Source organism: Catenovulum agarivorans YM01, from assembly GCF_000281085.1.
GTDB lineage: Bacteria > Pseudomonadota > Gammaproteobacteria > Enterobacterales > Alteromonadaceae > Catenovulum > Catenovulum agarivorans.
This window is the reverse complement of the sequence record NZ_JH767523.1, coordinates 174072-198203: the sequence shown is the minus strand read 5'-3', so window position 1 is coordinate 198203 and position 24132 is coordinate 174072. Positions and strand designations below refer to the sequence as shown.

The 24132-nt window shown below is 39.6% G+C and carries 23 protein-coding genes; 18 read left to right on the top strand and 5 right to left on the bottom strand.

Annotated elements, in window-relative coordinates:
- Nucleotides 1–139: 139 nt before the first annotated feature.
- The 5 genes from WSC_RS21915 to WSC_RS0105495 all read left to right on the top strand — a co-directional run bounded on the left by WSC_RS21915 (nt 140) and on the right by WSC_RS0105495 (nt 5151).
- On the top strand, nt 140–2278 hold the full coding sequence (locus WSC_RS21915) for a bifunctional diguanylate cyclase/phosphodiesterase (RefSeq protein ID WP_016954917.1): 2139 nt from the start codon (nt 140–142) through the stop codon (nt 2276–2278).
- Nucleotides 2279–2288: 10 nt separating this feature from the next.
- Entirely contained in the window at nt 2289–3500 is a 1212-nt protein-coding gene (locus WSC_RS0105510) for an aminotransferase class V-fold PLP-dependent enzyme (protein WP_016954916.1), read from the top strand.
- 25 nt (nt 3501–3525) lie between these two features.
- Complete coding sequence (locus WSC_RS0105505) at nt 3526–3918, top strand: SufE family protein (protein ID WP_016954915.1); 393 nt, start codon at nt 3526–3528, stop codon at nt 3916–3918.
- Nucleotides 3919–3975: 57 nt separating this feature from the next.
- Complete coding sequence (locus tag WSC_RS0105500; RefSeq protein ID WP_016954914.1) at nt 3976–4836, top strand: fructosamine kinase family protein; 861 nt, start codon at nt 3976–3978, stop codon at nt 4834–4836.
- 123 nt (nt 4837–4959) lie between these two features.
- On the top strand, nt 4960–5151 hold the full coding sequence (locus WSC_RS0105495) for a CPXCG motif-containing cysteine-rich protein (RefSeq protein ID WP_016954913.1): 192 nt from the start codon (nt 4960–4962) through the stop codon (nt 5149–5151).
- 21 nt (nt 5152–5172) lie between these two features.
- Here the strand turns inward: WSC_RS0105495 and radA are convergent, their stop codons facing one another.
- Nucleotides 5173–6537: a DNA repair protein RadA gene (gene radA / locus WSC_RS0105490; protein ID WP_026016689.1), complete on the bottom strand. Its 1365-nt coding sequence runs from the start codon at nt 6535–6537 to the stop codon at nt 5173–5175.
- Nucleotides 6538–6723: 186 nt separating this feature from the next.
- Here radA and WSC_RS0105485 point away from each other — a divergent pair, with 186 nt between their 5' ends.
- Nucleotides 6724–9228: a PilZ domain-containing protein gene (locus tag WSC_RS0105485; RefSeq protein WP_016954911.1), complete on the top strand. Its 2505-nt coding sequence runs from the start codon at nt 6724–6726 to the stop codon at nt 9226–9228.
- Here WSC_RS0105485 and WSC_RS0105480 read toward each other — a convergent pair whose 3' ends face one another.
- Complete coding sequence (locus WSC_RS0105480) at nt 9229–9753, bottom strand: hypothetical protein (RefSeq protein WP_016954910.1); 525 nt, start codon at nt 9751–9753, stop codon at nt 9229–9231.
- 125 nt (nt 9754–9878) lie between these two features.
- Between WSC_RS0105480 and WSC_RS0105475 the strand changes: the two genes are divergently transcribed.
- Entirely contained in the window at nt 9879–10889 is a 1011-nt protein-coding gene (locus WSC_RS0105475; protein ID WP_016954909.1) for a LacI family DNA-binding transcriptional regulator, read from the top strand.
- 111 nt (nt 10890–11000) lie between these two features.
- Here WSC_RS0105475 and galK read toward each other — a convergent pair whose 3' ends face one another.
- The 3 genes from galK to WSC_RS0105460 all read right to left on the bottom strand — a co-directional run bounded on the left by galK (nt 11001) and on the right by WSC_RS0105460 (nt 13686).
- A complete protein-coding gene (gene galK, locus WSC_RS0105470; RefSeq protein WP_016954908.1) occupies nt 11001–12143 on the bottom strand; it encodes a galactokinase in 1143 nt (380 codons plus the stop codon).
- 8 nt (nt 12144–12151) lie between these two features.
- The gene (locus tag WSC_RS0105465; protein WP_016954907.1) at nt 12152–13195 is read right to left on the bottom strand and encodes a UDP-glucose--hexose-1-phosphate uridylyltransferase; all 1044 of its coding nucleotides are present in this window, start codon (nt 13193–13195) and stop codon (nt 12152–12154) included.
- A gap of 173 nt (nt 13196–13368) precedes the next feature.
- On the bottom strand, nt 13369–13686 hold the full coding sequence (locus WSC_RS0105460; protein ID WP_169315462.1) for a hypothetical protein: 318 nt from the start codon (nt 13684–13686) through the stop codon (nt 13369–13371).
- 451 nt (nt 13687–14137) lie between these two features.
- Between WSC_RS0105460 and ccoN the strand changes: the two genes are divergently transcribed.
- From ccoN to ttcA, 11 genes are all read left to right on the top strand, one after another.
- Nucleotides 14138–15580, top strand: a complete 1443-nt coding sequence (ccoN, locus tag WSC_RS0105455; protein ID WP_016954905.1) for a cytochrome-c oxidase, cbb3-type subunit I — start codon at nt 14138–14140, stop codon at nt 15578–15580.
- Nucleotides 15581–15589: 9 nt separating this feature from the next.
- Nucleotides 15590–16198 carry a cytochrome-c oxidase, cbb3-type subunit II gene (gene ccoO / locus WSC_RS0105450; RefSeq protein ID WP_016954904.1) on the top strand — a complete coding sequence of 203 codons (609 nt, stop codon included), beginning with the start codon at nt 15590–15592 and terminating at the stop codon, nt 16196–16198.
- 2 nt (nt 16199–16200) lie between these two features.
- Nucleotides 16201–16389 carry a CcoQ/FixQ family Cbb3-type cytochrome c oxidase assembly chaperone gene (locus WSC_RS0105445; RefSeq protein WP_016954903.1) on the top strand — a complete coding sequence of 63 codons (189 nt, stop codon included), beginning with the start codon at nt 16201–16203 and terminating at the stop codon, nt 16387–16389.
- Between the two features lie 10 nt (nt 16390–16399).
- Nucleotides 16400–17359, top strand: a complete 960-nt coding sequence (gene ccoP, locus WSC_RS0105440; RefSeq protein WP_026016688.1) for a cytochrome-c oxidase, cbb3-type subunit III — start codon at nt 16400–16402, stop codon at nt 17357–17359.
- Between the two features lie 75 nt (nt 17360–17434).
- Nucleotides 17435–17929: a FixH family protein gene (locus tag WSC_RS0105435; RefSeq protein WP_016954901.1), complete on the top strand. Its 495-nt coding sequence runs from the start codon at nt 17435–17437 to the stop codon at nt 17927–17929.
- A 3-nt stretch (nt 17930–17932) separates the two neighbouring features.
- Nucleotides 17933–20305, top strand: coding sequence for a heavy metal translocating P-type ATPase (locus WSC_RS0105430; RefSeq protein WP_016954900.1), 2373 nt, complete (start codon nt 17933–17935; stop codon nt 20303–20305).
- The gene (gene ccoS, locus WSC_RS0105425) at nt 20302–20457 is read left to right on the top strand and encodes a cbb3-type cytochrome oxidase assembly protein CcoS (protein ID WP_016954899.1); all 156 of its coding nucleotides are present in this window, start codon (nt 20302–20304) and stop codon (nt 20455–20457) included. The genes WSC_RS0105430 and ccoS overlap by 4 nt, the downstream gene beginning before the upstream one ends.
- An 11-nt stretch (nt 20458–20468) precedes the next feature.
- Nucleotides 20469–21122, top strand: a complete 654-nt coding sequence (locus tag WSC_RS0105420) for a sulfite exporter TauE/SafE family protein (RefSeq protein WP_016954898.1) — start codon at nt 20469–20471, stop codon at nt 21120–21122.
- Nucleotides 21123–21156: 34 nt separating this feature from the next.
- Nucleotides 21157–21894 (top strand): fumarate/nitrate reduction transcriptional regulator Fnr, encoded by a 738-nt coding sequence (fnr, locus tag WSC_RS0105415; RefSeq protein WP_016954897.1) that lies wholly within the window; start codon nt 21157–21159, stop codon nt 21892–21894.
- A gap of 81 nt (nt 21895–21975) precedes the next feature.
- The gene (gene uspE / locus WSC_RS0105410; protein ID WP_016954896.1) at nt 21976–22920 is read left to right on the top strand and encodes a universal stress protein UspE; all 945 of its coding nucleotides are present in this window, start codon (nt 21976–21978) and stop codon (nt 22918–22920) included.
- 52 nt (nt 22921–22972) lie between these two features.
- The gene (gene ttcA / locus WSC_RS0105405; protein ID WP_016954895.1) at nt 22973–23911 is read left to right on the top strand and encodes a tRNA 2-thiocytidine(32) synthetase TtcA; all 939 of its coding nucleotides are present in this window, start codon (nt 22973–22975) and stop codon (nt 23909–23911) included.
- Nucleotides 23912–24132: the final 221 nt, after the last annotated feature.

The window sequence follows — 24132 nt, the reverse complement described above, 5'->3', positions numbered from 1 at the left end:
ATTAAATAAATAGGCTTTTCGGCTATAATTTGCCTGTGAAATTAATTAATGATTATTTTTTATGGGATTGTTCCTAAAATACCGCCCAGCTATATTTACCTTCATTATCTGCATGTGTGTCTGCGCAATAACTGTGTGGATGTTATTAATAAAGTCGGATAATACCATTGTTGCACAAAGCAAAAACGAAGCAGCGAAAGCCGTGCAACAAATACATAAACAAATTGAGCAACAAATATTTCTATTTAACTGGTTGGCCAAACAATGGAACAGCTACGGACAACCTGAACCTTTTTTGTGGCACCAACAAGCAAGGCATATAGTCGAAAGCTTAGACTATGTTCAAGCTGTGGAATGGGCAGACCAACAAGGGGTAATACGTTGGATAGAACCCTTAATCGGCAATCAAAATGCTTATCAACTTGATCTAAATACAATCCCTTTAATTGCTGACAAGATAACACAAGCAGGACAAACTGGTAGTTGGGTGGCGGTCGCAAACTGGAAGTTGGTACAAGGTATTAAAGGCATATTGTTCTATGTACCCATAGGCAAACAAGAGCAACTGCAAGGCTATATTATTGGTGTAGTTAAACAGCATAGCTTTTTTAACTCAGCCATTGAACTCACCAAACTCAATGGCTATAACGCCAACGTCTACTTGAATGACGAGAAAGTATTTTCTAGCGCGGCAAGTAACTTCGACACGGTAACAGTTAAATATCATTCAAGCCGTGTATCTTTTGAGCTAATGGGCGAGCTATGGCACTTAGAATTATGGCCAACTCAGCAAAAAATTGAACAACAACACGATCCAATTTCAACCTATGTATTTATTGTAGGTTTATTAATTAGTTGCTTACTGAGCACCCTAGTTCAACTTATCTCAGCGGCAAAACAACTCAATCAAAATTTAACCTCAACAAACCGAAAATTAAACACTGAAATTTCCGAGCGACAACGCATTGAAAATGAAATGTTAACCATGGCTTGCCAAGACGAGTTAACGAGTCTGAATAATCGCAACGCAATATACTGCCATATAAAAGAAAGGTTACACCACAAGGCCAATAGAGATGTTGCATTACTCTTGATTGATTTAGACGCTTTTCAACAAGTGAATGATGTTGTAGGCCATAATATCGGCGACCAATTACTAGTTAAAGTTGCAGCTAGATTAAATAAGGTGATTGATAAAAATTCTTACCTAGCTCGAATTGGTGGTGACGAATTTGCAATTTTTATAGATGATGTAGCAGCGGTCAGTGTAATTAATCGCGTTGCCCAAAAAATTCTAAAAGCCGTAGATACTAAATTCGTATTAGACCAATACGAGTTTTATACCACTGCAAGCATAGGTTATGTCATAGCCAATGTTAATACGGTATCAGTCGACGACCTTATCCGCAAAGCTGATTCTGCACTAAACAAAGCAAAATCGCACGGCAAAAATACCATTCAGGCATTTGATCAAAGCTTAGAAATTGCGATTATCCACAAGGTAAATCTGCTGAAAAAGTTAAACACTGCTTTTGAGAACCAAGCATTTGAGCTTCATTACCAACCTAAAATTGATTTGCAAAGCGACAAAATAATTGGTGTAGAAGCGTTGATCCGTTGGTTCGATGAAGAAAGCAAACAATGGATACCACCACAAGAGTTTATACCATTAGCAGAAGAGTCTGGCATTATCGTCCCATTGGGTGATTGGATAATTGAAGAAGCGTGCCGACAACTCGGCATTTGGCATAAATTGGGTTTTATTCAGTTACATGTGGCCATTAATATTTCAGGTAAACAGCTAAAGCAACAGCGACTATTTCAACAAATCGTTAAAAATTATGAGGCACAAGGGTTGCGCCCACACCATATTGAAATTGAACTAACCGAAGAAGTATTTATTGAAAACATAGAACACAACGAAACTTTTATGCGTGCTTTGGTTGATCAAGGCATATCTTTGTCGATTGATGATTTTGGTATTGGTTATTCATCGCTGGCCTACTTGCGCAACTTTCCAGTAGACACACTGAAAATTGATCGCTCATTTGTAAAAGACTTGCCAATGAATGACGATGACGTTGCTATAGTTAAAGCAATTTCAGACCTTGCAGCTAACATGAATTTAAAAGTTGTGGCCGAAGGTGTTGAAAATAAAATGCAAATCAACTTTCTAAAAGAGCACAATTGCCAATATGCACAAGGTTTTTGGTATTCTAAACCCCTGAGTGCGCCTGAACTGACCGACAAACTCATCCGCAATCATAACTGGATGTAATAAGCCTATTATGCAAACTCCATCATTCGTAACAGAATTTCGCAGCCAGTTTCCTTTTTTTAAACAAACTAAAGAATGTTACCTAGACAATGCTGCTACCACCCATATCTGCCAAGCCGCTTTAGATGCGATAAATCGTTATTATCAATTTGAACATGCAACTGTGCATCGCTCGACCCACAACAGTGCTAAACAAAATACCAACAAATTTGAGTTATGCCGCCAACGTGTTGCCGATTATTTTCACCTTATGGATAAAAAACAAGTAATCTGGACCAAAGGCGCTACTGAATCTGCCAATATTATTGCAAAAGGATTATGTAATAATTTCTTACAAGTGGGCGACCAAGTATTATTAGGTGCGGGTGAACACCATGCCCACCATGTCACTTGGATAGAAATGGCTAAACAATATCAACTAGAGCTAAAATTCATTCCGCTAGATAAAAATTTACAGTTGGATACTCAAGCACTGACAAATTTAGTGTCTGAAAAAACAAAAGTGGTCGCAATCAGCCATGTAGCTAACTCAACAGGTGTATTACAACCAATAGAGACTATTAGCAAAATTTGCCAACCATTTCCCAATCTAAAACTGATTGTTGATGGCTCTCAAGCTGTTTGTCATCAGCCAGTAAACTTCACAGAGTTAGCAGTTGATTTCTATTTTTTCTCGGCACATAAAATGTATTCAGGCACAGGCTTAGGTGTATTATTAGGTCAAGAACAAAGTTTGAGTTTGTTAACAGCCCCTTTGTATGGCGGTGAAATGGTTAATAGGGTCAGTTACACTGAAGTTAACTACAACAGTCTGCCCTATTATCTAGAAGCTGGAACCCCAAATATTGCAGCAGTGCACGCGTTTGCAGCCACATTAGACTGGTTAAAAAAGTGTGATTTGTCAGCTTTGCATCACTATCAACATTCTCTGCTTGAGCGAACTAAAGCAAAACTCAGTGAACTCGCATTTATCAATTTACTGGGTGAACAACAACTGTCTGCAGTGTCATTTACCATAGATGGTATGCACCCAACCGACGCTTCAGAGCTGCTAGGACAAATGCACGTTGCCATTAGGACGGGATTTCATTGCGCTATGCCAATTGTTAGTCAATTGTCAGGACAAGGTACCCTTAGAGTTAGCATAGCTCCCTATAATACAGTTGAAGAAGTAGATTATTTTGTTGAATGTATCAAAAAATTGGCTGAGTTTATTGATTAAACTCAGCGTTAGTTAGGAATTCATTTTGTTAGAAAAACAGTTAGAGCAAATTTTACAGGCAAATAATTGGGAATCCCGTTATCGCTTTTTAATGAAGCTAGGCACGATAGACAATTTACCTTTTGATGAAGCAGATAAAATAGATGAAAACCTTGTCAGCGGTTGTGAAAGCAAGGTTTGGCTAGTGAACAAAATTGAACACGGCCACCCTGTCATCAAAGCCAGCAGCGATTCAAAAATTGTCCGAGGGTTATTAGTTATCATATTGCACGAAATTAACTTGGTTGGTTTAGATAATTTTGAGCTATCAACTAGCCTAAATAAATATCATCTTGCCAATCACCTATCCGAATCAAGAGCAAACGGTTTAAAACAGGTATATCAACAAATTTTACATAAAATCCAACAAAATAGTTAGCCAAGCAGCTTGGCTAGACTATACTTTGATCTAACCGCAATAAAGTAGACTATCACTATGTGGCATCAGGTAGAAATTGACTTGTCAGCACATCTTGGTGCTGAAGTAAAAATACTCGATAAACACAGCATAAGTGGCGGCGATATTAGCCAAGCTTTTGTCATCAATACCAATGCTGGTGACTTTTTTGTAAAAGTGAATCAGCACGACTTTTATGAAAATTTTGCCTGCGAAGCGCTTGCGCTGTCAAAAATTGCCAAAACAAACTGTATTAAAACACCCAAGGTACTTGTGCTGAATACTAGCCAATTACATAGTTATTTAGTTTTGGAGTTTTTAGATTTTCACCCTTTTAAAATGAATAGTTGGCGACAAGCAGGTGTACAACTAGCCCAATTACATCAACAAGATGTGCAAGCTCAATATGGTTTTGACGCCAACAATTTCATTGGAAAAACCCTTCAAAACAACCAGTGGCATACCAATTGGTCAACTTTTTTTGCCGAACAACGCATTGGTTTTCAATTAGAGCTATTGCAAGAAAAAGGCATTTCAATTGGAGATATTGATGAAATTGTCGCGATTATCCATGGGTTACTAAAATCACGAAAACCGCCGGCAGCGCTGCTACATGGTGATCTATGGCAAGGCAATATTGGTTGCGCGCAAGACCCTGTATTGTTCGATCCAGCCAGCTATTACGGTGATCCTGAAACGGATATTGCAATGACAGAACTATTTGGGCGATTCCCAGAAGAGTTTTATACAGGTTATCAATCAATCAGTCCGTTAGAGGCTGGCTACAACAAACGAAAACATATCTATAATTTTTACCATATCCTCAATCATGCAAACCTATTCGCTGGTAGTTATATTCAGCAAAGTAAAGAGTACTTACTGCAAATAGCTCGAATGTAAATTTATAAATACGAATTCTAAATATTCGCGGAAAAATATCTCCGTCAGGATTTTTAACTCGGGCTATTTTGACCTAACTTTAACAAAGGACAGCCAAATTTTATTTGTTTAATGGAGGGTCACATGGCTACTTACTTAATTGATAAGGCAACTGAATGCCCACACTGCGGTCACCATATTCATCTAATGTTAGACGACTCAAATGGTGACCAAGATTATTATGAAGATTGCCCCGCTTGCTGTAACGCAATCCATGTTTCTTTTCACTTACATGAATATGACAGCAATATGGATTTCACCGTAGCGAATGAATAAATTAACTTAACTCTGGTTCAGTTAGATAACTTCAAGCGCTTCGGACAACTGACTCACACCAATTACTTGCATATCACCAATTGGTTGTTTGGGTGCGTTTTGTTTTGGCACAATCGCACGTTTAAAACCGTGTTTGGCCGCTTCTTTTAAGCGCTCAATACCGTTTTGCACTGGCCTTATCTCCCCTGAAAGACCAACCTCGCCAAACACCACTAAATCTTGCGCAAGTATTTGGTTTTTAAAGCTAGATACGAGCGCAACCAACAAAGCTAAATCAGCAGCTGTTTCGCTGACTTTGACACCACCAACTATATTGACAAACACATCTTGGTCGCCCAAAGCTAAACCGCCATGCCTATGTAACACTGCCAACAATAACGCCAGACGATTTTGCTCTAAACCAACAGTTACTCTCCTTGGATTGCCTAACATAGAGTGATCCGCCAATGCTTGGATCTCAACCATCAGCGGCCTTGTCCCTTCCCAAATAACCATAACTAAAGAACCTGCCGCTGGAATATCTGCTCTAGACAAGAAAATCGCCGACGGGTTTTTCACCTCTTTCATGCCTAGTTCTGTCATAGCAAATACCCCAAGTTCATTCACTGCACCAAAGCGATTTTTATGGCTGCGCAAAGTTCGATATCGGCTGTCCGTCGAGCCATCCAACAAAATAGAGCAGTCGATACAATGTTCTAACACTTTAGGGCCGGCCAAGGTACCGTCTTTTGTTACGTGTCCGACCATAAAAATTGCGACATGATTTTGTTTAGCGTAACGGGTTAAAAATGCAGCGGTTTCACGTACTTGCGAAACGCTCCCCGGCGCTGACTGAATATCCGTCATATGCATAACTTGAATTGAGTCAATGACCATGATGGAAGGTTTTATTTCACTCGCTAATAAACAAATATTCTCAACATTGGTTTCTGATAATAATTTAAGTTTGTCTTTTGGGAGTTTTAGGCGATCAGCACGCATCGCCACTTGCTGTAACGATTCTTCACCCGTTACATACAACACTGGCATATGTTTAGCTAAATGACACATAGTCTGTAATAACAAAGTACTTTTGCCAGCACCTGGCGAGCCGCCTATTAACACAGCAGAGCCTGGCACTATTCCGCCACCTAAAACTCGATCAAACTCTTGTAGGCCACTAGATATTCTAGGTAATTCAGTTAATTCAATTGACTCTAAAGTTTCTATTTTGGCAGTAACTTGTCCTGCGTAACCTGAAAATTTTGCAACACTCGGGCTGGTAGATTTAGCAACTTTATATTCTGTGATGGTATTCCAAGACTTACATTCGTTGCACTGCCCCATCCAGCGTGAAAAGTCAGCGCCACATTCATTACAAACCCAAGCAGTTTTAGATTTCGCCATAAAACTCATTTAACTTCTGATAATTTTCTGCAAGTTTATCAGGCTCTAGCAATAGATAAAATTAATCCTTTTCTACATTTTCCAGTAATTTAGGTATAAACTTGTTTACAACAATGACGATAATAATTTGTCGCACAAGGTAAATACCTAATTTTTAAGCCATAGATTTTGGACTCAACAATAAGTATGACAAAAAAAGATCCAACACTTGCTGAATTTGCATCAATCATTGAAAAACTAAAACCGAGTGTCAAAGCACCTGATTTTGATCAAGTATTGAATCTGTTGGCGTCTGATATACCAAAACCAAAACGATTTTTAATAAAAATGGAGCTTAAGCGCCTTGCCACCCCTTGTGCACGTCGTATTGATCTTCGCGGTTTGGTCGACGAAGAATGCACAGAGTACGACCATCAAGGTATCGTGCATTATTTAGATATGCACAGCATTGAACGGTTCGAAAAAGGTATAGAAATTTATGGCCTCTATTGTAATGGCATCTTCGAAGATATTACCGATCGCAGCCGACAACAAAAGAAAAACCGCAATACAAATTTAGATAGTGATACAACAAGCAGCTCAGATAGTACGGCTGACAGCGGCGGCACAATTGCAAATTACCCAGCGGTCGCACTTAAATTTGGTGAGCGACAAATGCGCGAAGAAGAGCGCATGAATTACACGATGCAAATTGAAGTTGAAGCCAGCGTAACCGACTTATTTAAAGCGGTTACCACAGATATATCAGTTAGTGGCTGCCGCTTAAAATTACAGCGCAAATATCAAGTAACACCTGGTCAATTGGTTTATATCCGTTTTCTTGGTTTAGAAAAAGAATTCGCTTTAGGCCTAAAAGATAAAATTCAATACAGAGTCATTAATGTCGAACAGAAACAAGGTTACATATACCCGACCTGTGTTCGAACTTATGATGTTGAAACCCACTCGTTTGATGAGTTTCTCGCTAATTTTATTAATGGCAATAAGCGACGCTATAAACTCAATTTAGATAATTCGGTTGATGCGGTTTTGATCAAAGGTTACGAACAATATTACCTTCCACGTATCACCTCACTACCTGTATTTATAGCCCAACATGACAATGGTGCGCTCTACCCTGTTATGATGTTGAGCAACGACCATAACAAAAATTTAGTGCGTAATTGGTTAGACGAAAATAACCAAATTTGTATCAGCCAACTACTCACCCACAAACGTATTACTGAGTTGTTAAATCAAACACACAGTGAAAAAGAAACTAGCTTTTACGCTTTTACCCACGTGGCCAAAGGGCGTACCTATTTTTATTCTGCCTCTGCGGAAGAACTCGCCGCAGACGACAATTTAAAACGAATCTTTTTGGCGTTTGGTAGTAGCAAAAAAAACTGGATGGTCTACAAAGCGCAACTAAATAGCATTGCGGTAGAAAATGCGTATTTACCCGCAACTTTGCCACCTACACCTGAACACAAAACGTTTAAAGATAAAAATCGCCCATCTCCACGTGTGCTTAGCCATATCTCCAAACTAAAATACGTATTGGTATTAACCCCAGTGGACGATGAAGACTCCAAAGCCTTATACCAACAAAACAATAGTTTTGAAATAAATGAAGTTAACGAGCTCAAAGTGTTTGGCCACGCTAAAACCGACCCAATTTTACCTGTTGAAGATGTGGCATTTAAATACGTCAACTTGCGCTCGCAAACTCGCTACATCTACAAAACTGCAGTGGTATTATCTACTGAATATGTAGATAAATCGGGTATAACAAAAGATTTCTCAATCAACGGCATGCAAATAGAATGTCCAGAGTCTATGAATGTCGAAAAATATGAAAAACTTAAAATTGAACTACCCGACTTACAGCAAATATCCAGCAAGTTTAAACTGAAAAATTTAGTTTACGAGGTCATGGGTTTCAATAAAGCCAAAACAATCATTAACCTTCGTGCGTTTGAAGAGCGAGGCCAAGCGCATGTAGGCAAACAATTTTTCGAGCAATTAATTGATAAAAATAAAGACAAACTAAAAGCTGCGTTTATGGGCAATGTGATCCCAGGTTTAGCCGAAGCCTTGCGTAACCTATATATTCGCGCACAAAACAATATTGGCTTTTTCATTCACAAACGCGGTATCCGTCACGAGCTCAAAAATATTGCTTACACTAATGCAAACTCGACGGCGTTAAAATTATTTAATAGTGATAACGAAACTGGCTTCAACCTTTATCCATTATTACGCAACAACTACTTGAACAGTTTTATTATTAATATGCTAAGGCGTTTACAACGTGACTCCCTGCCTGTTTACCAAGATTTGTTTGTCAGAGTTAGAGCGCAAGAAACTAATGTAACAACACGCTTTGAAACCATTCTCGCTTCGGAAATGCGCAGTAACTCAGCCAGAAAAATCTTTATTCAAAAAGCAACTCAAAATAATGTCTTGTTTTTTTCGCTGCGTATTTATTTATCGCGTACAGGTCGTCCAGATACTGACTATATCGCCCATGAATTGGCGTATGTAAGCCAATATGCTATTCACAAGGCTAAGCAGCTAGAAGAAGATTTATGGTCGGTTACTGCTGTTGGGGATATAGTAGATATTACAGAAGAAACTATGTTGCGTTACGGTTTTAGTTACGAAAAAGTGCAACAACAATTGCTCGCACGTAAATTGCTTGGTGAGTGATTACGCTACGTCGATTTTATTCACTAAGCCCAATTTAATTTGCGTTTGGTAAAACGTATTTTGAATAAGCACAGCATCATTGCTGGCTCTGTGTCGAGCCTCTTTGCTATTTGCTGCAAGCGCTTCTTTGGTGTCGTGCCAAATTTCCATTTGTTGCTCAGTTAACACATTGACTATGCTATCAATTTTAAAATGCTGACTTACCTCAGCTTGTTCAAACAATTTAGCAACCCAGCTTGAATCATTGCCCCAAGCATCGGAATAAACGATTTGTCCGGCCAACACAGTATTTAATTGGTTAGCCACCCATTTAATATCTTTGCCAAATAATAATACCTCTTGCAATGAGATTTTGTGTGTATCTTCAGCTGTCCTTTGCCAATGTTGCCAAGATTCATGAGGTTCAATCAAACTGCAAAACCGCCTGCCTGACGATAAAACCACACCAACTTCAATTGGGTAGCTACCTCGTCCAAAACCAGACGCTTCAACATCAATAATGTTAGGTAAACTAAGGCTGCTCACGTTCCCTCCTTTTCTTAGAGCATAGGACAAGTATGCAACTTTGACAAAATTAACGCTGTTACCAATTGACTTAATTTAGTAACATTCGTATCAAATCACAATGAAAACGTTGTACCCCGTTAAATATGGCAACAATAAAAGATATTGCAAGTGCTGCAGGTGTTTCACTTGCGACTGTTTCGCGCGTTATAAACAATGGTCCTAAAGTAGGTGATGCTACGCGCGCGCGCATTAAAGAAATAATGAAAGAAATGGGCTACCGCCCTAATGCCAATGCAAGGGCATTAGTCACTCAACGAAACCCGTCGTTAGGCGTGGTCTTAGCTGAGTTATCCGATCCATTTTTTGCAACTTTAGCGCATGGTATCGAAAGTGTCGCACGCCAAAAAGACATGCAAGTTTTATTAAGCTCTGGCTCCATTCAAGCAAAAACTGAAATGAAGGCTATTGATACTTTAATGGAGCATAGATGTGAAGCTATGGTAGTACATAGCAAAGCACTCAGTGACGACGTTTTAGTTGGTTACGCTAAAGAAATTCCGGGTTTTGTGTTAATTAATCGCTACATTGAAGCTATTGCTGACCGTTGTGTCTGGCTAGATAACTATGCTGGCGGGGCAAGCATTGCAAAACACTTATTGAGTCTTGGTCATAAAAAAGTAGCCATAATTACCAGCCAATACCAAATTGACGACCCGATTCTTAGATTGAAAGGCGTTGAAGATGAATTAAACGCGGCTGGTATCAGCATAGAAAAAGCTGCAATAGAGTTAGCAACGCCGGATCAAGAAGGTGGTGAAGCGGCTATGCAAAACCTGCTGAGTAAAGGCATTGAATTTACAGCTGTCGTTGCTTACAACGACGCTATGGCTGCTGGTGCCATGTCAATGTTGTTGGATCACGGTGTGCAAGTACCAACTGAAGTCTCTGTAATCGGCTTTGATGACGTTATTTTAGCCCGCTACTGCCGACCTAAATTAACCACATTAAAATACCCAATTGAAATGATGGGCGTTAAAGCCGCTGAGTTAGCTTTATCACTGGCGACTAAAAAGCCGCAAGCTGAACACACAAGTACCCACAAATATACTCCGACCATAGTAAAACGAGAGTCTGTTTCAGTCGCGTTAAAATAGTCCACTGATGTATTAGAAAAAAGAGAGAAGCAAAGCTTCTCTCAAACCCATACTTAAGCGTTGAATAAGTATGTCAAATCAAATTGGCATTACGACTCTGTGTACCTTTGATTAAGCAAAAGCACCTTGTTCTGCGCTACAAATGAAGATATCTGCGTTTAGGCCAGTTTTGTTAAAGTAATTTTCAGCAATAGTTGCTTTAACAGCGCTGGTTAAGTTTTTCGGCACAAGTGCTACAACACAACCACCAAATCCACCACCTGTCATGCGTACGCCACCTTGCTCACCAATCACTTGATCAACAATTTCAACTAAGTAGTCAATTTGGCTTGTGGTGATTTCGAAATCATCGCGCATAGACGCGTGCGAACCTTTCATTAATTGACTTACTTTAGAAAACTCACCCGCATTTAACGCTGCCAACATATCCAATGTACGTTGATTTTCAGTAATTACGTGATGCGCTCGCTTGTATTCAAGCTCTGATAATTGAGACTTAAATTCATTTAATTTCGCCATATCAGCGCCACGCAATGTGTCTACTTGCATAATTTTTGCTGCGTTTTCACATTGTTGACGACGGGTATTGTATTCACTGTCGACTAAACCACGTTTTACGTTTGAGTTTATAATCACTAAATCCAATGAAGTTGGTACACTAGTGTATTGAATTTCTAATGACTCACAGTCAAGCAACATAGCTTGATCTTTTTTGCCCATAGCTGAAATAAGCTGATCCATAATACCGCATGAACAACCAACAAATTCGTTTTCTGCTTCTTGTCCCATCAACGCTGCTTTGATGCCATCTAAGTCCAAGTTATTAAGTTGACTAAAGGCTTTTAAAATAGCAATTTCAAAAGAAGCTGAAGAACTTAAACCAGCACCTTGCGGCACGTTGCCTGAAACCACTAAGTTTGCACCTTTAATGTCTGGGTAAACTTTCATTAAAGATAGCAACACACCACGAACATAGTTACTCCAGCTATGCGCCTCGTCACGCTGGATATCATCTAAGCTAAATTTAATGACTTCTTTTTCCAAATCAGCCGCTAAAATGTTCACTTCTCTATCATCACGTAAAGTACAAGCTATGTCTGTACCAAAGTTAATCGCAGCAGGTAGTACAAAGCCGCCGTTGTAATCTGTATGTTCGCCAATTAGATTTACCCGGCCAGGCGCATGGATCACAGCTTGTGGCTGTGCGTTAAAGTTGTCTTGGTATAAACCTGTTACTAAATCTTGTCTACTCATGGTCAAACTCACTTATTTTTGTAATGCACTGGGCTAACATTTCTTAATCTGTCAGCAGCTTGTTCTGGGGTTAGGTCACGCTGAGCTTCAGCCATCATTTCGTAACCAACCATAAATTTTCTGACCGTGGCTGAACGCAACAGCGGCGGGAAAAAAGTTGCATGTAAAGTCCACTCTGGGTGGTCATCACTACCATCAAATGGTGCACCATGCCAGCCCATAGAATATGGGAAAGATGCATTAAACAAATTGTCGTAACGAATGGTAATTTGACTAATGATATCTGCCAAACTTGCTTTTTGACCTTGGTTCAACTCAGTCATACGAGAAACTGTAAATTTAGGTAACAACAAGGTTTCAAATGGCCAACCAGCCCAATAAGGTACTACAACAACCCAATCTGTGTTTTCACATACAATGCGTTCTTTTAATTCAAGTTCACGCTGCACGTAATCAGCTATCATATTGCGACCATTCTTGTTGAAATATTCGGTAAAACGATCACATTTTTTAGCTGGTAAGGTTGGAATATGTTGATGAGCCCAAATTTGTCCATGTGGATGCGGATTCGAACAGCCCATCATAGCGCCTTTATTCTCAAACACTTGTACCCATTGGTAAGTTTGGCCTAAATCGGCAGTTTGCTCTTGCCAGGTGTCAACAACCTTTTCAATATCAGAAATTTTCATTTCTGGTAGCGTTTTGCTGTGATCTGGCGAAAAACAAATTACTCGACTACACCCAACCGTTGTTTCTTGTTTGAACAAGGCATCATCACTTGTAAATTCTGGAGACTCTGTTTTTAATGCTGCAAAGTCATTAGTAAATACAAAAGTGCCTTCGTACTGAGGATTTAACTCGCCCGTTATACGTTTGTTACCGGCACACAAATAGCAGCTTTCATCGTAACTAGGCTTTTGTTCTTCATCTAAAACTTCAGATTGGCCTTGCCAAGGACGCTTAGCTCTATGAGGAGAAACTAAAATCCACTCGCCAATCATAGGGTTGTAACGGCGATGCGGGTGTTCAGTTGGATCAAACTCAGTGGTCATACGTTTACCCTCTTTGTGTAATTTAACCTAAAAATGCCATAAGCCATATATAATGGCCGATAAGAAATAACAAACTTTGACACATCATACGCTTTACAAATAAATAACACAAGGAAAAAAGTAAAACGTTTACCCTTGTTTTTACAAGCAACTTTTTTAACTCAATCTAATCCTCACCAATGGGTAGTAAAAGTTGCAAAAACGGACTGCTTAACGATTTCTGACCGCTGCACATTAACCAAATTAATTTCTATCTGCCAACGCATATTTGCCTCAGCACACATAACAGGCACCACCTCAATCAGGTAACCTTGTTGTTGATGTATTACGTTGAGAGGAATTTTACCCATGTCCATATTAATGCCAGATAAATATGCTTGAACTTGCCAATCGTCATCATAGCTATGCTTGGCGTTATTTATGGTTAAAGCAACGGTATTTTTTTGTTCAAGTGTAAATTCTGTTTGATAACTGGTTAAATTTATATTCATGCCTTGTTCTGTTGTCAAAGAACAAGATTGTTGTCGATTTAATTGGCAATTGTTGTTGGCATTTAATTGATGAGAAGTCACCAATTGCGGTTGCCAAAAAACTATGCTAGCCAACAAAATAATGCAAACAAATAATAGAATAACTCTTAATGTATTTGGCATATCTAATCAAATGCTCGAAAAAACAGATACATAATAATATCGCAATTTCGCTTGTTATTGAGCTAAATCATGTTTTTTTAAAACTCGGCTGTATTTTTTGCCATAAAAACCATACAATTTGCGCGATTTTAGTCAGTCAACTATATTTTTGCTGCTTTTCCACTCAAATTGAATGGTTTTTGAGCAAAAAAGGCTATTATCTATATTTTTAGCTTGGCAAACTTAGTGATGGGTTTATCAAGTTTAAACAAATTTAGTTTTTATGCCTGAGAACTTTGGAAGATATAAAATGAGCGCAACAAGTTCTGCAACTCCGATATACAATTTTGACATAGTCAAAAAATTTGCCTTTATGGCGGTCGTATGGGGGCTTATTGGGATGTCCGCGGGTGTTCTAATAGCTGCTCAGTTAGTGTGGCCAGAATTAAACTTCGACACACCTTGGTTTACCTACTCAAGATTACGTCCTTTACATACCAATGCGGTAATCTTCGCGTTTGGTGGTTGTGCGTTATTTGCTACTTCATATTATGTAGTACAACGTACCTGTCAAACTCGTATTTTTAGTGACAAATTAGCAAACTTCACTTTTTGGGGTTGGCAAGCAATTATTGTTAGTGCAGTGATCACTTTACCTTTAGGTATCACGACTTCTAAAGAATATGCTGAATTAGAATGGCCAATTGATATTTTGATCGCTATCGTTTGGATAGCCTATGCAATTGTATTTTTTGGCACTATTGTTAAACGTACAACTTCACACATTTATGTTGCGAATTGGTTCTACGGTGGCTTTATCTTAACCGTTGCCGTTTTACATATCGGTAATAGCATGGCAATACCGGTTAGCTTTACCAAATCTTATTCAATATATGCCGGTGCTGTAGACGCTATGATGCAGTGGTGGTATGGCCATAACGCTGTTGGTTTCTTCTTAACGGCTGGCTTCTTAGGCATGATGTACTACTTCGTACCAAAACAAGCAGAGCGTCCTGTTTATTCTTATCGTTTATCTATTGTTCACTTTTGGTCACTAGTATCACTTTATATTTGGGCTGGCCCTCACCACTTACACTATACTGCACTTCCAGACTGGACTCAGTCACTAGGTATGGTGATGTCGGTTGTCTTATTCGTACCTTCATGGGGCGGTATGATCAACGGTATTATGACACTTTCAGGTGCTTGGCATAAATTGCGTACCGATCCTATTTTACGTTTTATGATTGTTTCGCTTTCATTCTACGGTATGTCTACGTTCGAAGGCCCTATGATGGCAATCAAATCAGTAAACGCGTTATCACACTACACTGACTGGACTGTTGGTCACGTTCACTCTGGTGCGCTTGGCTGGGTTGCTATGGTTTCAATTGGTTCTTTATACCACCTAATTCCTAAAGTATTTGGTCGTGAAAGAATGTACAGCATTAAGTTGATAAACGTTCACTTCTGGTTAGCAACTATTGGTGTTGTTTTATACATAGTAGCTATGTGGATCACAGGTGTTATGGAAGGCATGATGTGGCGTGCAGTAAATGCTGACGGTACGTTAACATACAGCTTTATTGAAATTGTTGCGCAGAAGAAACCTTACAACATTATGCGTTGGATGGGTGGATTGTGTGTTGTCGCCGGTATGCTCACTATGTTGTACAACGTAATTCGCACAATTAAATCAGAGAAAGTAGCTGATGAAGGTTTAGCCACTAAACCTGTAGTAGCGAACGCATAGGAGATAATCATGGCTAATAAACACGAAATAGTAGAAAAGAATATTGGTTTACTGGCAATTTTTGCGGTAATTGCGATTAGCTTTGGTACTTTAGTTGAAATTACCCCTTTAATGTTCATGAAAGATACCACTGAGCCAGTTAAAGGGTTAAAACCATATACAGCATTACAAATGGAAGGTCGTGATATTTATATTCGCGAAGGATGTGTTGGTTGTCATAGCCAAATGATCCGTCCTTTCCGCTCTGAAACAGAACGTTATGGTCACTACTCTGTTGCTGGTGAATCTGTCTGGGAACATCCATTTTTGTGGGGTTCTAAGCGCACAGGTCCAGATTTAGCGCGTGTTGGTGGTCGATACTCTGACGATTGGCATAGAGTCCACATGATTAATCCGCGTGATGTTGTGCCTGAATCTATCATGCCTGGTTACCCTTGGCTTGAAGAAAATAGATTAGATGGCGAACTCATCGCGAAAAAATTAACTGTATTTAAAGATTATTATGGTGTGCCTTATACAGACGAAGATGTTGCGCAAGCAAAAGCTTCAGTACAAGGTAAAACAGAGATGGATGCATTGATTGCATATCTACAAACACTTGGTACAGCTTTAAAATAGTTATGGATTACGGTACTTATCGCGGCATATACACCATAATAGTGTTAATAGTGTTTATTGGCATTATTTGGTGGGCTTATAGTAAGCAGAGTAAAAAACGTTTTGATAATGCGGCTAATTCTATTCTGGATGATTCAGATGTAGATAAAAAGAATAGCGGCAAAGAAGAACAACAAGTTCACAGAGATTAGAGGATTCATCATGAGTACCTTTTGGAGTTTGTGGGTAGCAATTCTATCTATCCTATGTTTGGTTCTGGTATTTACTTGTTTATACCTGAACATGAAAAACTATGCTGGCGTTGAAGAAGGCAAGTCAATGGGCCATGAATTCGACGGCATTGAAGAACTAAACAACCCGTTACCGGGTTGGTGGACCAAAATGTTTTGGTTAACCGCAGTGTGGGCTGCATATTATTTATTAGCCTACCCTGGTTTAGGTAACTATCAAGGTTTCTTAGGTTGGAAAAGTTCTAACCAAGGTATTACCAGCTTGGCTGAATCACGCGAAGCGGTAGAACAAGCTAAAGCTGACGGATTTCGAGTTCAATACGATCAAGAATTGGTTAAAGCGGAAGAGACTTTTGGTCCAATCTTCAAACAATTTGCAGCTCAAGACGTTCATGCTTTAGCTAAAAATGAAGAAGCTTTAGAAATTGGTAAACGTCTATATTTGCAAAACTGTTCACAGTGTCACGCGTCTGATGCGCGTGGTGGTACAGGCTTCCCGAACTTAACTGACAATGATTGGTTATACGGTGGTAGCCCAGAAAAAATCAAAGAGACTATCTTACACGGCCGTAAAGCAGCTATGCCTGGCTGGATAGACTCACTTGGTGAAGACGGTGTAAAACAAGTAACTGCTTATGTTATCAGTTTAAGTGGTCGTGACGTAGATGCTGGCTTAGCTAAAGCTGGCGAAGCTAAATTCGCCGTTTGTGCTGCTTGTCATGGGGCTGACGGTAAAGGTAGTGTTGCGCACAACCTCCCCTTTGGTGCGCCTAACTTAACCGATGATATTTGGTTATACGGTGGTTCAGAGCGAGCAATCAGCGAAACGCTTGCGCATGGCCGTGCGGGTGTTATGCCAGCTTGGAAAGATATTTTAGGTGAAGACAAAGTTCACTTAATTTCTGCTTACGTTTATAGTTTGTCAAATTAAACAGATAAGTAGAGGAAAAGCCTCGCTTTAGCGGGGCTTTTTTTTGCCCACGGGCACATAAACAGAGAAATATATATGACTGATGTTGATAGCAGACCTTGGTACAAAGAACCATGGCCTTGGGTTTTAATTGCGATAATTCTTATTCCAGTTTTGGTTGCCGCTGTGCGCTTATCGATTTACCGAGAATATAAAGTAGAAATGGTCGTTGATGACTACTACAAAAAAGGTAAAGCCATTAACCAGGAATTTGATCGTGAAAAACTCGCAGCAGAATATGGCATAGCTATTTTTGCCGAAGTAACAGACGACAGCATATTGTTGGATTTAAACGCAAACCGCAAAGCACCAGAGCCAGCAAACTTAATTGTTTCCTTTTATCATGCGACTCAGTCAGCTAAAGATCAAAGTGTTATGGCAACACGCCGTGCCGACGGTAAATTTTCTGCACTGTTAGATAAATCGACTGTAGGTAAATGGCAATTAACCATAGAGCCACATGATAAAAAGTGGAAAGTGCAAAAAACCATAGCACTGCCCTACACTGGTAAAATTTTAATTACCCCGTAATTTATGAGCAGTTGTTATCATTGCAACGAGCCAATTCCGCTAGATTGCCGGTTAACCATTCAGGTAAATGGCGAAAATAAAGCGGTCTGTTGTACAGGTTGCCAAGCTGTCGCCAATGTAATTTTACAAGGCGGCTTTGATGGTTATTATAAATACCGTCAAAGCTCAGCAGAAAAACCTGTTGAGCAGGCTAACCAACCAGATAACCTATATCAAGCTTTTGATGCACCAAGTGTGCAAGAAGAATTTGTCCGAATTGATCCGACAAACCAACAACACGCGGCAGATATATCCATTCAAGGTATGCATTGTGCAGCTTGCGCTTGGTTAATTGAAAAGTATCTAACTAAACTAGACGGGGTAGATTCAATTCGGGTTAATCTGACCAATGCTAGAGCAGAGTTATTGTGGGACAATTCAACAATACCACTCAGTCAAATTTTTAATGCAATAAAATCTATCGGCTATCTCCCCTCGCCATTTAAAATTAGTCAGATAGAAACCGAATACAAAAACATCAGCAAAAACTACCAAAAACAACTAGCAGTCGCTGGCTTATTCACCATGCAAGTCATGATGTTGGCATTTGCGCTATATTTTGATGTGATTGAGGAGTCTTTCGCTTATTTTTTCCGTTGGATAAGTTTATTGTTGTCTGCACCTGTCGTTTTGTATAGCGGTTTACCCTTGCTCACATCTGCCTATCGAGCACTGAGTAAAGGCTCGGTAAACATGGATGTACCGGTAGTTTTTGCTATTTACAGTACCTTTATCGCCAGTGCATATGCCACTTACAGCAACACTGGCGAAGTGTATTTTGAATCAGCGACCATGTTTGTATTTTTGCTACTGACCAGCCGATATCTAGAACATCTAGTTAAAACTAAAGCCGCGATCACCTCAGCTAATTTACTTAAGCTACTACCTATAGTTGCATTCAAATTAGACAATAATACTGTCAGTACAGTTCATGCTAATGAGCTCAAAATCGGCGACATTATTCAAGTTAAGCAAGGTGAACAAGTACCAGCCGACGGCAAACTTATTTCCAAACATTGTACGGTAGAAGAAGCACAACTAACCGGCGAAAGTTTGCCCATTGACAAGAATCAAGGTGACATTATTTTTGCGGGTAGTTTAGTCCACAACCAAATTATTCAAGTTGAAGTTGAATCTGTATATTTAAATACTCGCCTTGCGCAAATTGCCAAACATCAAGAACGAATAAACCAATCGAAAAGCCCATTAGCCAATGTGGCAGATAAAATGGCAAAACAAGCAACAATTTCTGTTTTATTCTTGTCTATCGCAACTTATCTAGGGTGGGAATTACTCGGTGAAAATGGCTTATGGTTTGCCGTTGCTGTGCTAGTTGCCACATGCCCATGTGCGCTATCACTTGCGTTGCCAACCGCCATTTCCGCGGCAAGTAATGCGCTGAAAGTCCAAGGTGTATTAATCAGAGAAAGTCATGCTCTAGAACAAGCAGATAAGTTAAAGGTTATAGCATTTGATAAAACTGGCACACTCACTACAGGTAAATTTTCACGTGCACAGGTTCACTGCAGTGAAGATATAAACCAAGATGAGTTATTAAAAATAGTCGCTGCAGCGGAAAAAGCATCCAGTCACCCATTAGCAACTGGGTTTGCTGACATAGATAGTTCAAGTATAAAATTAGAGTCTGTCGAAACCATTGCCCATCAAGGTCTACGAGTTTCAATAGACGGGGTTGAATATACAATTGGCAGTAGAAGTTTATTTTCTAGAGCCGAGCGACTTCTGCCGAACGCACGTTGGCAAAACGCTCAAATTTACGTGTTTAGACAAACCACCTGCATAGGTGCAATCGAACTGACCGATGAACTTAAGAGCAGCAGTATCGAATGTATGCAAGAGTTGCCGACACAGAAAGTGATATTGTCCGGTGACCATAGCCTGTTGGTCGATAAAATTGCTGCAACGCTTGGCATCGAATTTCATAAAGGCTTAACGCCTGAAGCCAAACGCCAAAAACTACAGCAGCTACAAGATGAATACGGCAGCGTTGCTATGCTTGGGGATGGTGTAAACGACTCAATTGTCTTAGCGACTGCCGATATCTCATTGGCCATGGATGAAGGTGCAGAACTGTCAAAATATAAAGCCGATGTGATTTTACTCAACTCACAACCTATTGGTGTTGCAAAGTTAGTTAAGATGTCGCAGCGCCTTAACCGCATTTTAAAACAAAATTTTGTTTGGGCTATTGGTTACAATGCTTTAGCATTGCCTTTGGCGGTATTTGGCATATTAACGCCTTGGATGGCCGTGATAGGCATGTCGGCAAGCTCACTAATTGTGGTTAGCAACTCAATGAGATTACTGAAAAGATGAATGTAATTTACGTTTTAATTCCGTTGGCGATTGTGATTATTGTTGTCGCACTTGTCCTGTTTTTTTGGGCGGTGAAAAAGAATCAATTTGATGATTTAGACCGCCAAGGCCATGACATATTGTTTGACGATGATAAACCACAAGATAAATAAGCTTTTATCTAATGCCTGAGTTTATCACAGCATTTATTCTAGGTTTAATGGGCGCAGGCCATTGCATAGCCATGTGTGGGGGTTTAGCGATTGCATCTGGCATTAACGGTCGCTTCAGCCACGCGTTTTTGTATAGTTTAGGTCGAATTACAAGTTATGCCTTTATTGGCCTACTGGTTGGTGCTGTGGGCTTTTGGTTAACGGTTAGCTTTAAACCCTTTTTATATATCTTAAAAATACTCTCCGCATTGCTATTAATTTACCTAGCTTTATATATAGCAAAATGGAATTTTTCTATTACTAAAATTGAAAAAATTTCTGCTAAATTATGGGCTAAACTGGCACCCACAGCACAGAGCCTGATTAAAGACAAAAGTTACCTAGGTCGCTTTACCGCCGGAGCGGTTTGGGGCTGGTTACCCTGTGGCTTGGTTTACAGTGTACTCACATGGGCAGCGGCGTCTGCTAACCCTTTTAAATCTGCAGCCCTTATGTTTTGTTTTGGCTTGGGTACTTGGCCAGCCTTGTTATTATCGGCGTCAATCGCTCAGCAAATGCACCATTTTTTAAATAAAATGCTCGTTCGCAACATTATCGCGATAAGCTTGATTGCATTTGCAATATACATGTTAGTGACGGGTGTAATGCAATTCGTATTGAGTTAGTATTGCTTGATAGCAATTTTTAGATAGTAGGCAAATGGACACAACAGCAAAATTTACTTCAAGCATCCAGTGTCAAAAATGCAGCATTAGTCAATTATGTTTACCTTTTGCATTGAATGACAACGAACTCACCCAACTCGATAATATTATTCAACGCAAAAAACCTTACCAAAAAAAACAGAAATTGGTTGAAGCTGGGCAAACCTTTACATCATTATATGCTGTTCGTTCTGGCTCGTTTAAGTCTTATACTGTTTCGAACTGTGGCGAAGAACAAATTATTGCATTCCACCTGCCAGGCGATATTATCGGATTTGATGCCATTCAAGCACATAGTCACCCTAGTTTTGCCGAAGCACTTGAAACGGCAATGATATGCGAAATCCCGTACGATACAATGGACCAACTTAGTGCCACTATGCCAAAGCTACGCCAACAAATATTGCGGTTAATGAGTAATGAAATATCACTCGATCAAGATATGTTGTTTTTGCTTAACAAAAAAACCGCTGATGCACGTTTAGCTAGCTTTTTACTCCAGTTATCGAACCGCTTTAAACAACGTGGTTTATCGTCTAAAACATTTAGTTTAACCATGACTCGAGGCGAAATTGGTAACTATTTAGGCTTAACGGTTGAAACTATAAGTCGCCTATTTAGTCGCTTTAATCAAGCTGGTATCATTAATGTTGAACGTAAACTCATTACAATTGAGTCTTTCAACGACCTCAAACACATCGCCGAATTTAGTCTACAACCTGACTGTAAATAACTTATATTCTGCCTAAAATTTTAAGCAAAGCGCCGCGGGTTGAACTAAACTCAAATAAATTACAAGCTGTGGAGCTTAGCGATGAGAGAAGTAAACAAAATTCTCGTTGTTATTGAGCCTAACGACGAAAAATTAAAAGCACTACAACGCGCCGTAGCCATTGCACATAAAACAGGTGCAACCATAACTGCCTATCTCGCGGTATACGATTTTTCTTATGAGATGACGACTATGCTGTCGGCTGAAGAGCGCGAGTTGATGCGCCGCTGTATGGTAGAAGAGCGCACACAATGGCTAGAAGACGTCTTAGAACCCTTTGCCAATCAAGTCTCACAAATTCGTCCTTTAGTTGAATGGCACAACCGTCCCTTCGAAGCTGTCATTAAACAAGTTATTCAATACAAATATGATTTGGTGGTTAAAGCTACTCATGAGCATGGCGTATTACGTGCGGTCATATTTACCCCAACTGATTGGCACCTGCTGCGCAAATGTCCTTGTTCAGTACTCTTGGTTAAAGAGCATGATTGGCCAGAAAATGGCACTATACTGGCTGCGATTAATAGTGTGAGCCATGAACAGCAACATATTGACCTGAACAACAATATCATTAGTACATCCCAGTACATGCAAACCCTGCTGCAAGCCAATTTAAAGTTACTCAATTGTTACCCTGCAGGTGCCGTCAGTTTAGCTGTGGAGATCCCTGAATTTGATCCAACAGCTTATCGCGAAGCTATACGCCAACATCATTTAAACTCGACGCTAAAATACGCAGAAGCCTTCAATATTGTTGAAGACAATTGTATTTTAGCCGAAGGCTTACCGGAAGATTCCATTACTCAATACGCTAGGGAGTTAGACGCAGAGCTGATTGTATTAGGAACTATAGGCCGAAGTGGTATTTCTGCCGCATTATTAGGTAATACAGCCGAGCACCTATTGGATGGCGTTAACTGTGATGTTTTAGCATTAAAACCCTACGGTTTTCAAAGCCCAGTCACGCTAAACAAAAGTAAAGATTAACACCTTCCTGAATTTTGCTATAATCCGCGCCTCTAATTTAGTGAGGCGCAACATGCAAACTTTAACCGCAAAAAACCAGTATAACTTCAACAAACTACAAAAAAGAATACGTAGATGTGTTGGTAAAGCCATTGAAGACTTCAACATGATTGAAGATGGTGACAAAGTTATGGTGTGTCTATCCGGCGGAAAAGACAGCTACACTATGTTAGATATTTTGATGTTTTTACGTCAAAGAGCGCCGATTAACTTCGAGATTATTGCTGTTAACTTAGATCAAAAACAACCTGGTTTCCCAGAAGATGTTTTACCTAAATACTTAGACTCAATTGACGTTGAATATAAGATTATTGAAGAAGACACTTACAGCATAGTTAAAGACAAAGTGCCAGAAGGTAAAACGACCTGTTCACTTTGCTCAAGACTGCGTCGAGGTATTTTATACCGGACGGCGAAAGAGTTAGGAGTGACAAAAATTGCCTTGGGTCATCATAGAGACGACATTTTAGAAACGCTATTTTTAAACATGTTCTATGGCGGTAAATTAAAAGGCATGCCTCCTAAACTTATCAGTGATAACAAAGACCACATTGTTATTCGCCCGCTAGCTTATTGTCGTGAAAAAGATATAGCTAAATATTCGAGTATTAAAGAGTTTCCAATCATTCCATGTAACTTATGTGGATCACAAGAAAACCTTCAACGTAAAGTCATTAAAGAAATGCTGCAAGGTTGGGATAAACAACATCCAGGCCGTTTGGAAACTATGTTTAATGCAGTGCAAAATGTCAGCCGTTCACATTTAGCAGATCCAACTTTATACGACTTTAAAGGTTTGCGCTCAACCAGCCAACTCGAAAACGAAGAAGGTGATATAGCCTTTGACAAGCCAAGTATTGAGCCCCCCCAAATTGATACTGAATTATATGCAGAAGACGATCAGATAGCAGACGAAGAGAAAATTTCAATTCAGTTTATCAATGCAGGCTGAACAACAACTCTTATTTAAACCGGGTAGTTATTTCTAAACTACCCTGTTACGGCCATATCCAGCACAATGTCAACCATACACAACCAAGCTTAAACTCGCCTTAACTCTAGATAACAGCTTGCTTTCTAGGAGCTATTTATCCTGATAGCTGCATTGAATTCACTAGTAATAGCCTGCTATTACATATGCCAATTCACCTTGCTCTAAGAATAACTACCTCC

What these genes read in the sequence shown, in the direction of transcription:
- WSC_RS21915 (WP_016954917.1), top strand. Translation starts at nt 140, where the DNA reads ATGTTATTAATAAAGTCGGATAATACCATTGTTGCACAAAGCAAAAAC.
- WSC_RS0105510 (WP_016954916.1), top strand. Translation starts at nt 2,289, where the DNA reads ATGCAAACTCCATCATTCGTAACAGAATTTCGCAGCCAGTTTCCTTTT.
- WSC_RS0105500 (WP_016954914.1), top strand. Translation starts at nt 3,976, where the DNA reads ATGTGGCATCAGGTAGAAATTGACTTGTCAGCACATCTTGGTGCTGAA.
- WSC_RS0105495 (WP_016954913.1), top strand. Translation starts at nt 4,960, where the DNA reads ATGGCTACTTACTTAATTGATAAGGCAACTGAATGCCCACACTGCGGT.
- radA (WP_026016689.1), bottom strand. Translation starts at nt 6,537, where the DNA reads ATGGCGAAATCTAAAACTGCTTGGGTTTGTAATGAATGTGGCGCTGAC.
- WSC_RS0105485 (WP_016954911.1), top strand. Translation starts at nt 6,724, where the DNA reads ATGACAAAAAAAGATCCAACACTTGCTGAATTTGCATCAATCATTGAA.
- WSC_RS0105475 (WP_016954909.1), top strand. Translation starts at nt 9,879, where the DNA reads ATGGCAACAATAAAAGATATTGCAAGTGCTGCAGGTGTTTCACTTGCG.
- galK (WP_016954908.1), bottom strand. Translation starts at nt 12,143, where the DNA reads ATGAGTAGACAAGATTTAGTAACAGGTTTATACCAAGACAACTTTAAC.
- WSC_RS0105465 (WP_016954907.1), bottom strand. Translation starts at nt 13,195, where the DNA reads ATGACCACTGAGTTTGATCCAACTGAACACCCGCATCGCCGTTACAAC.
- WSC_RS0105460 (WP_169315462.1), bottom strand. Translation starts at nt 13,686, where the DNA reads ATGAATATAAATTTAACCAGTTATCAAACAGAATTTACACTTGAACAA.
- ccoN (WP_016954905.1), top strand. Translation starts at nt 14,138, where the DNA reads ATGAGCGCAACAAGTTCTGCAACTCCGATATACAATTTTGACATAGTC.
- ccoO (WP_016954904.1), top strand. Translation starts at nt 15,590, where the DNA reads ATGGCTAATAAACACGAAATAGTAGAAAAGAATATTGGTTTACTGGCA.
- WSC_RS0105445 (WP_016954903.1), top strand. Translation starts at nt 16,201, where the DNA reads ATGGATTACGGTACTTATCGCGGCATATACACCATAATAGTGTTAATA.
- ccoP (WP_026016688.1), top strand. Translation starts at nt 16,400, where the DNA reads ATGAGTACCTTTTGGAGTTTGTGGGTAGCAATTCTATCTATCCTATGT.
- WSC_RS0105435 (WP_016954901.1), top strand. Translation starts at nt 17,435, where the DNA reads ATGACTGATGTTGATAGCAGACCTTGGTACAAAGAACCATGGCCTTGG.
- WSC_RS0105430 (WP_016954900.1), top strand. Translation starts at nt 17,933, where the DNA reads ATGAGCAGTTGTTATCATTGCAACGAGCCAATTCCGCTAGATTGCCGG.
- ccoS (WP_016954899.1), top strand. Translation starts at nt 20,302, where the DNA reads ATGAATGTAATTTACGTTTTAATTCCGTTGGCGATTGTGATTATTGTT.
- WSC_RS0105420 (WP_016954898.1), top strand. Translation starts at nt 20,469, where the DNA reads ATGCCTGAGTTTATCACAGCATTTATTCTAGGTTTAATGGGCGCAGGC.
- fnr (WP_016954897.1), top strand. Translation starts at nt 21,157, where the DNA reads ATGGACACAACAGCAAAATTTACTTCAAGCATCCAGTGTCAAAAATGC.
- uspE (WP_016954896.1), top strand. Translation starts at nt 21,976, where the DNA reads ATGAGAGAAGTAAACAAAATTCTCGTTGTTATTGAGCCTAACGACGAA.
- ttcA (WP_016954895.1), top strand. Translation starts at nt 22,973, where the DNA reads ATGCAAACTTTAACCGCAAAAAACCAGTATAACTTCAACAAACTACAA.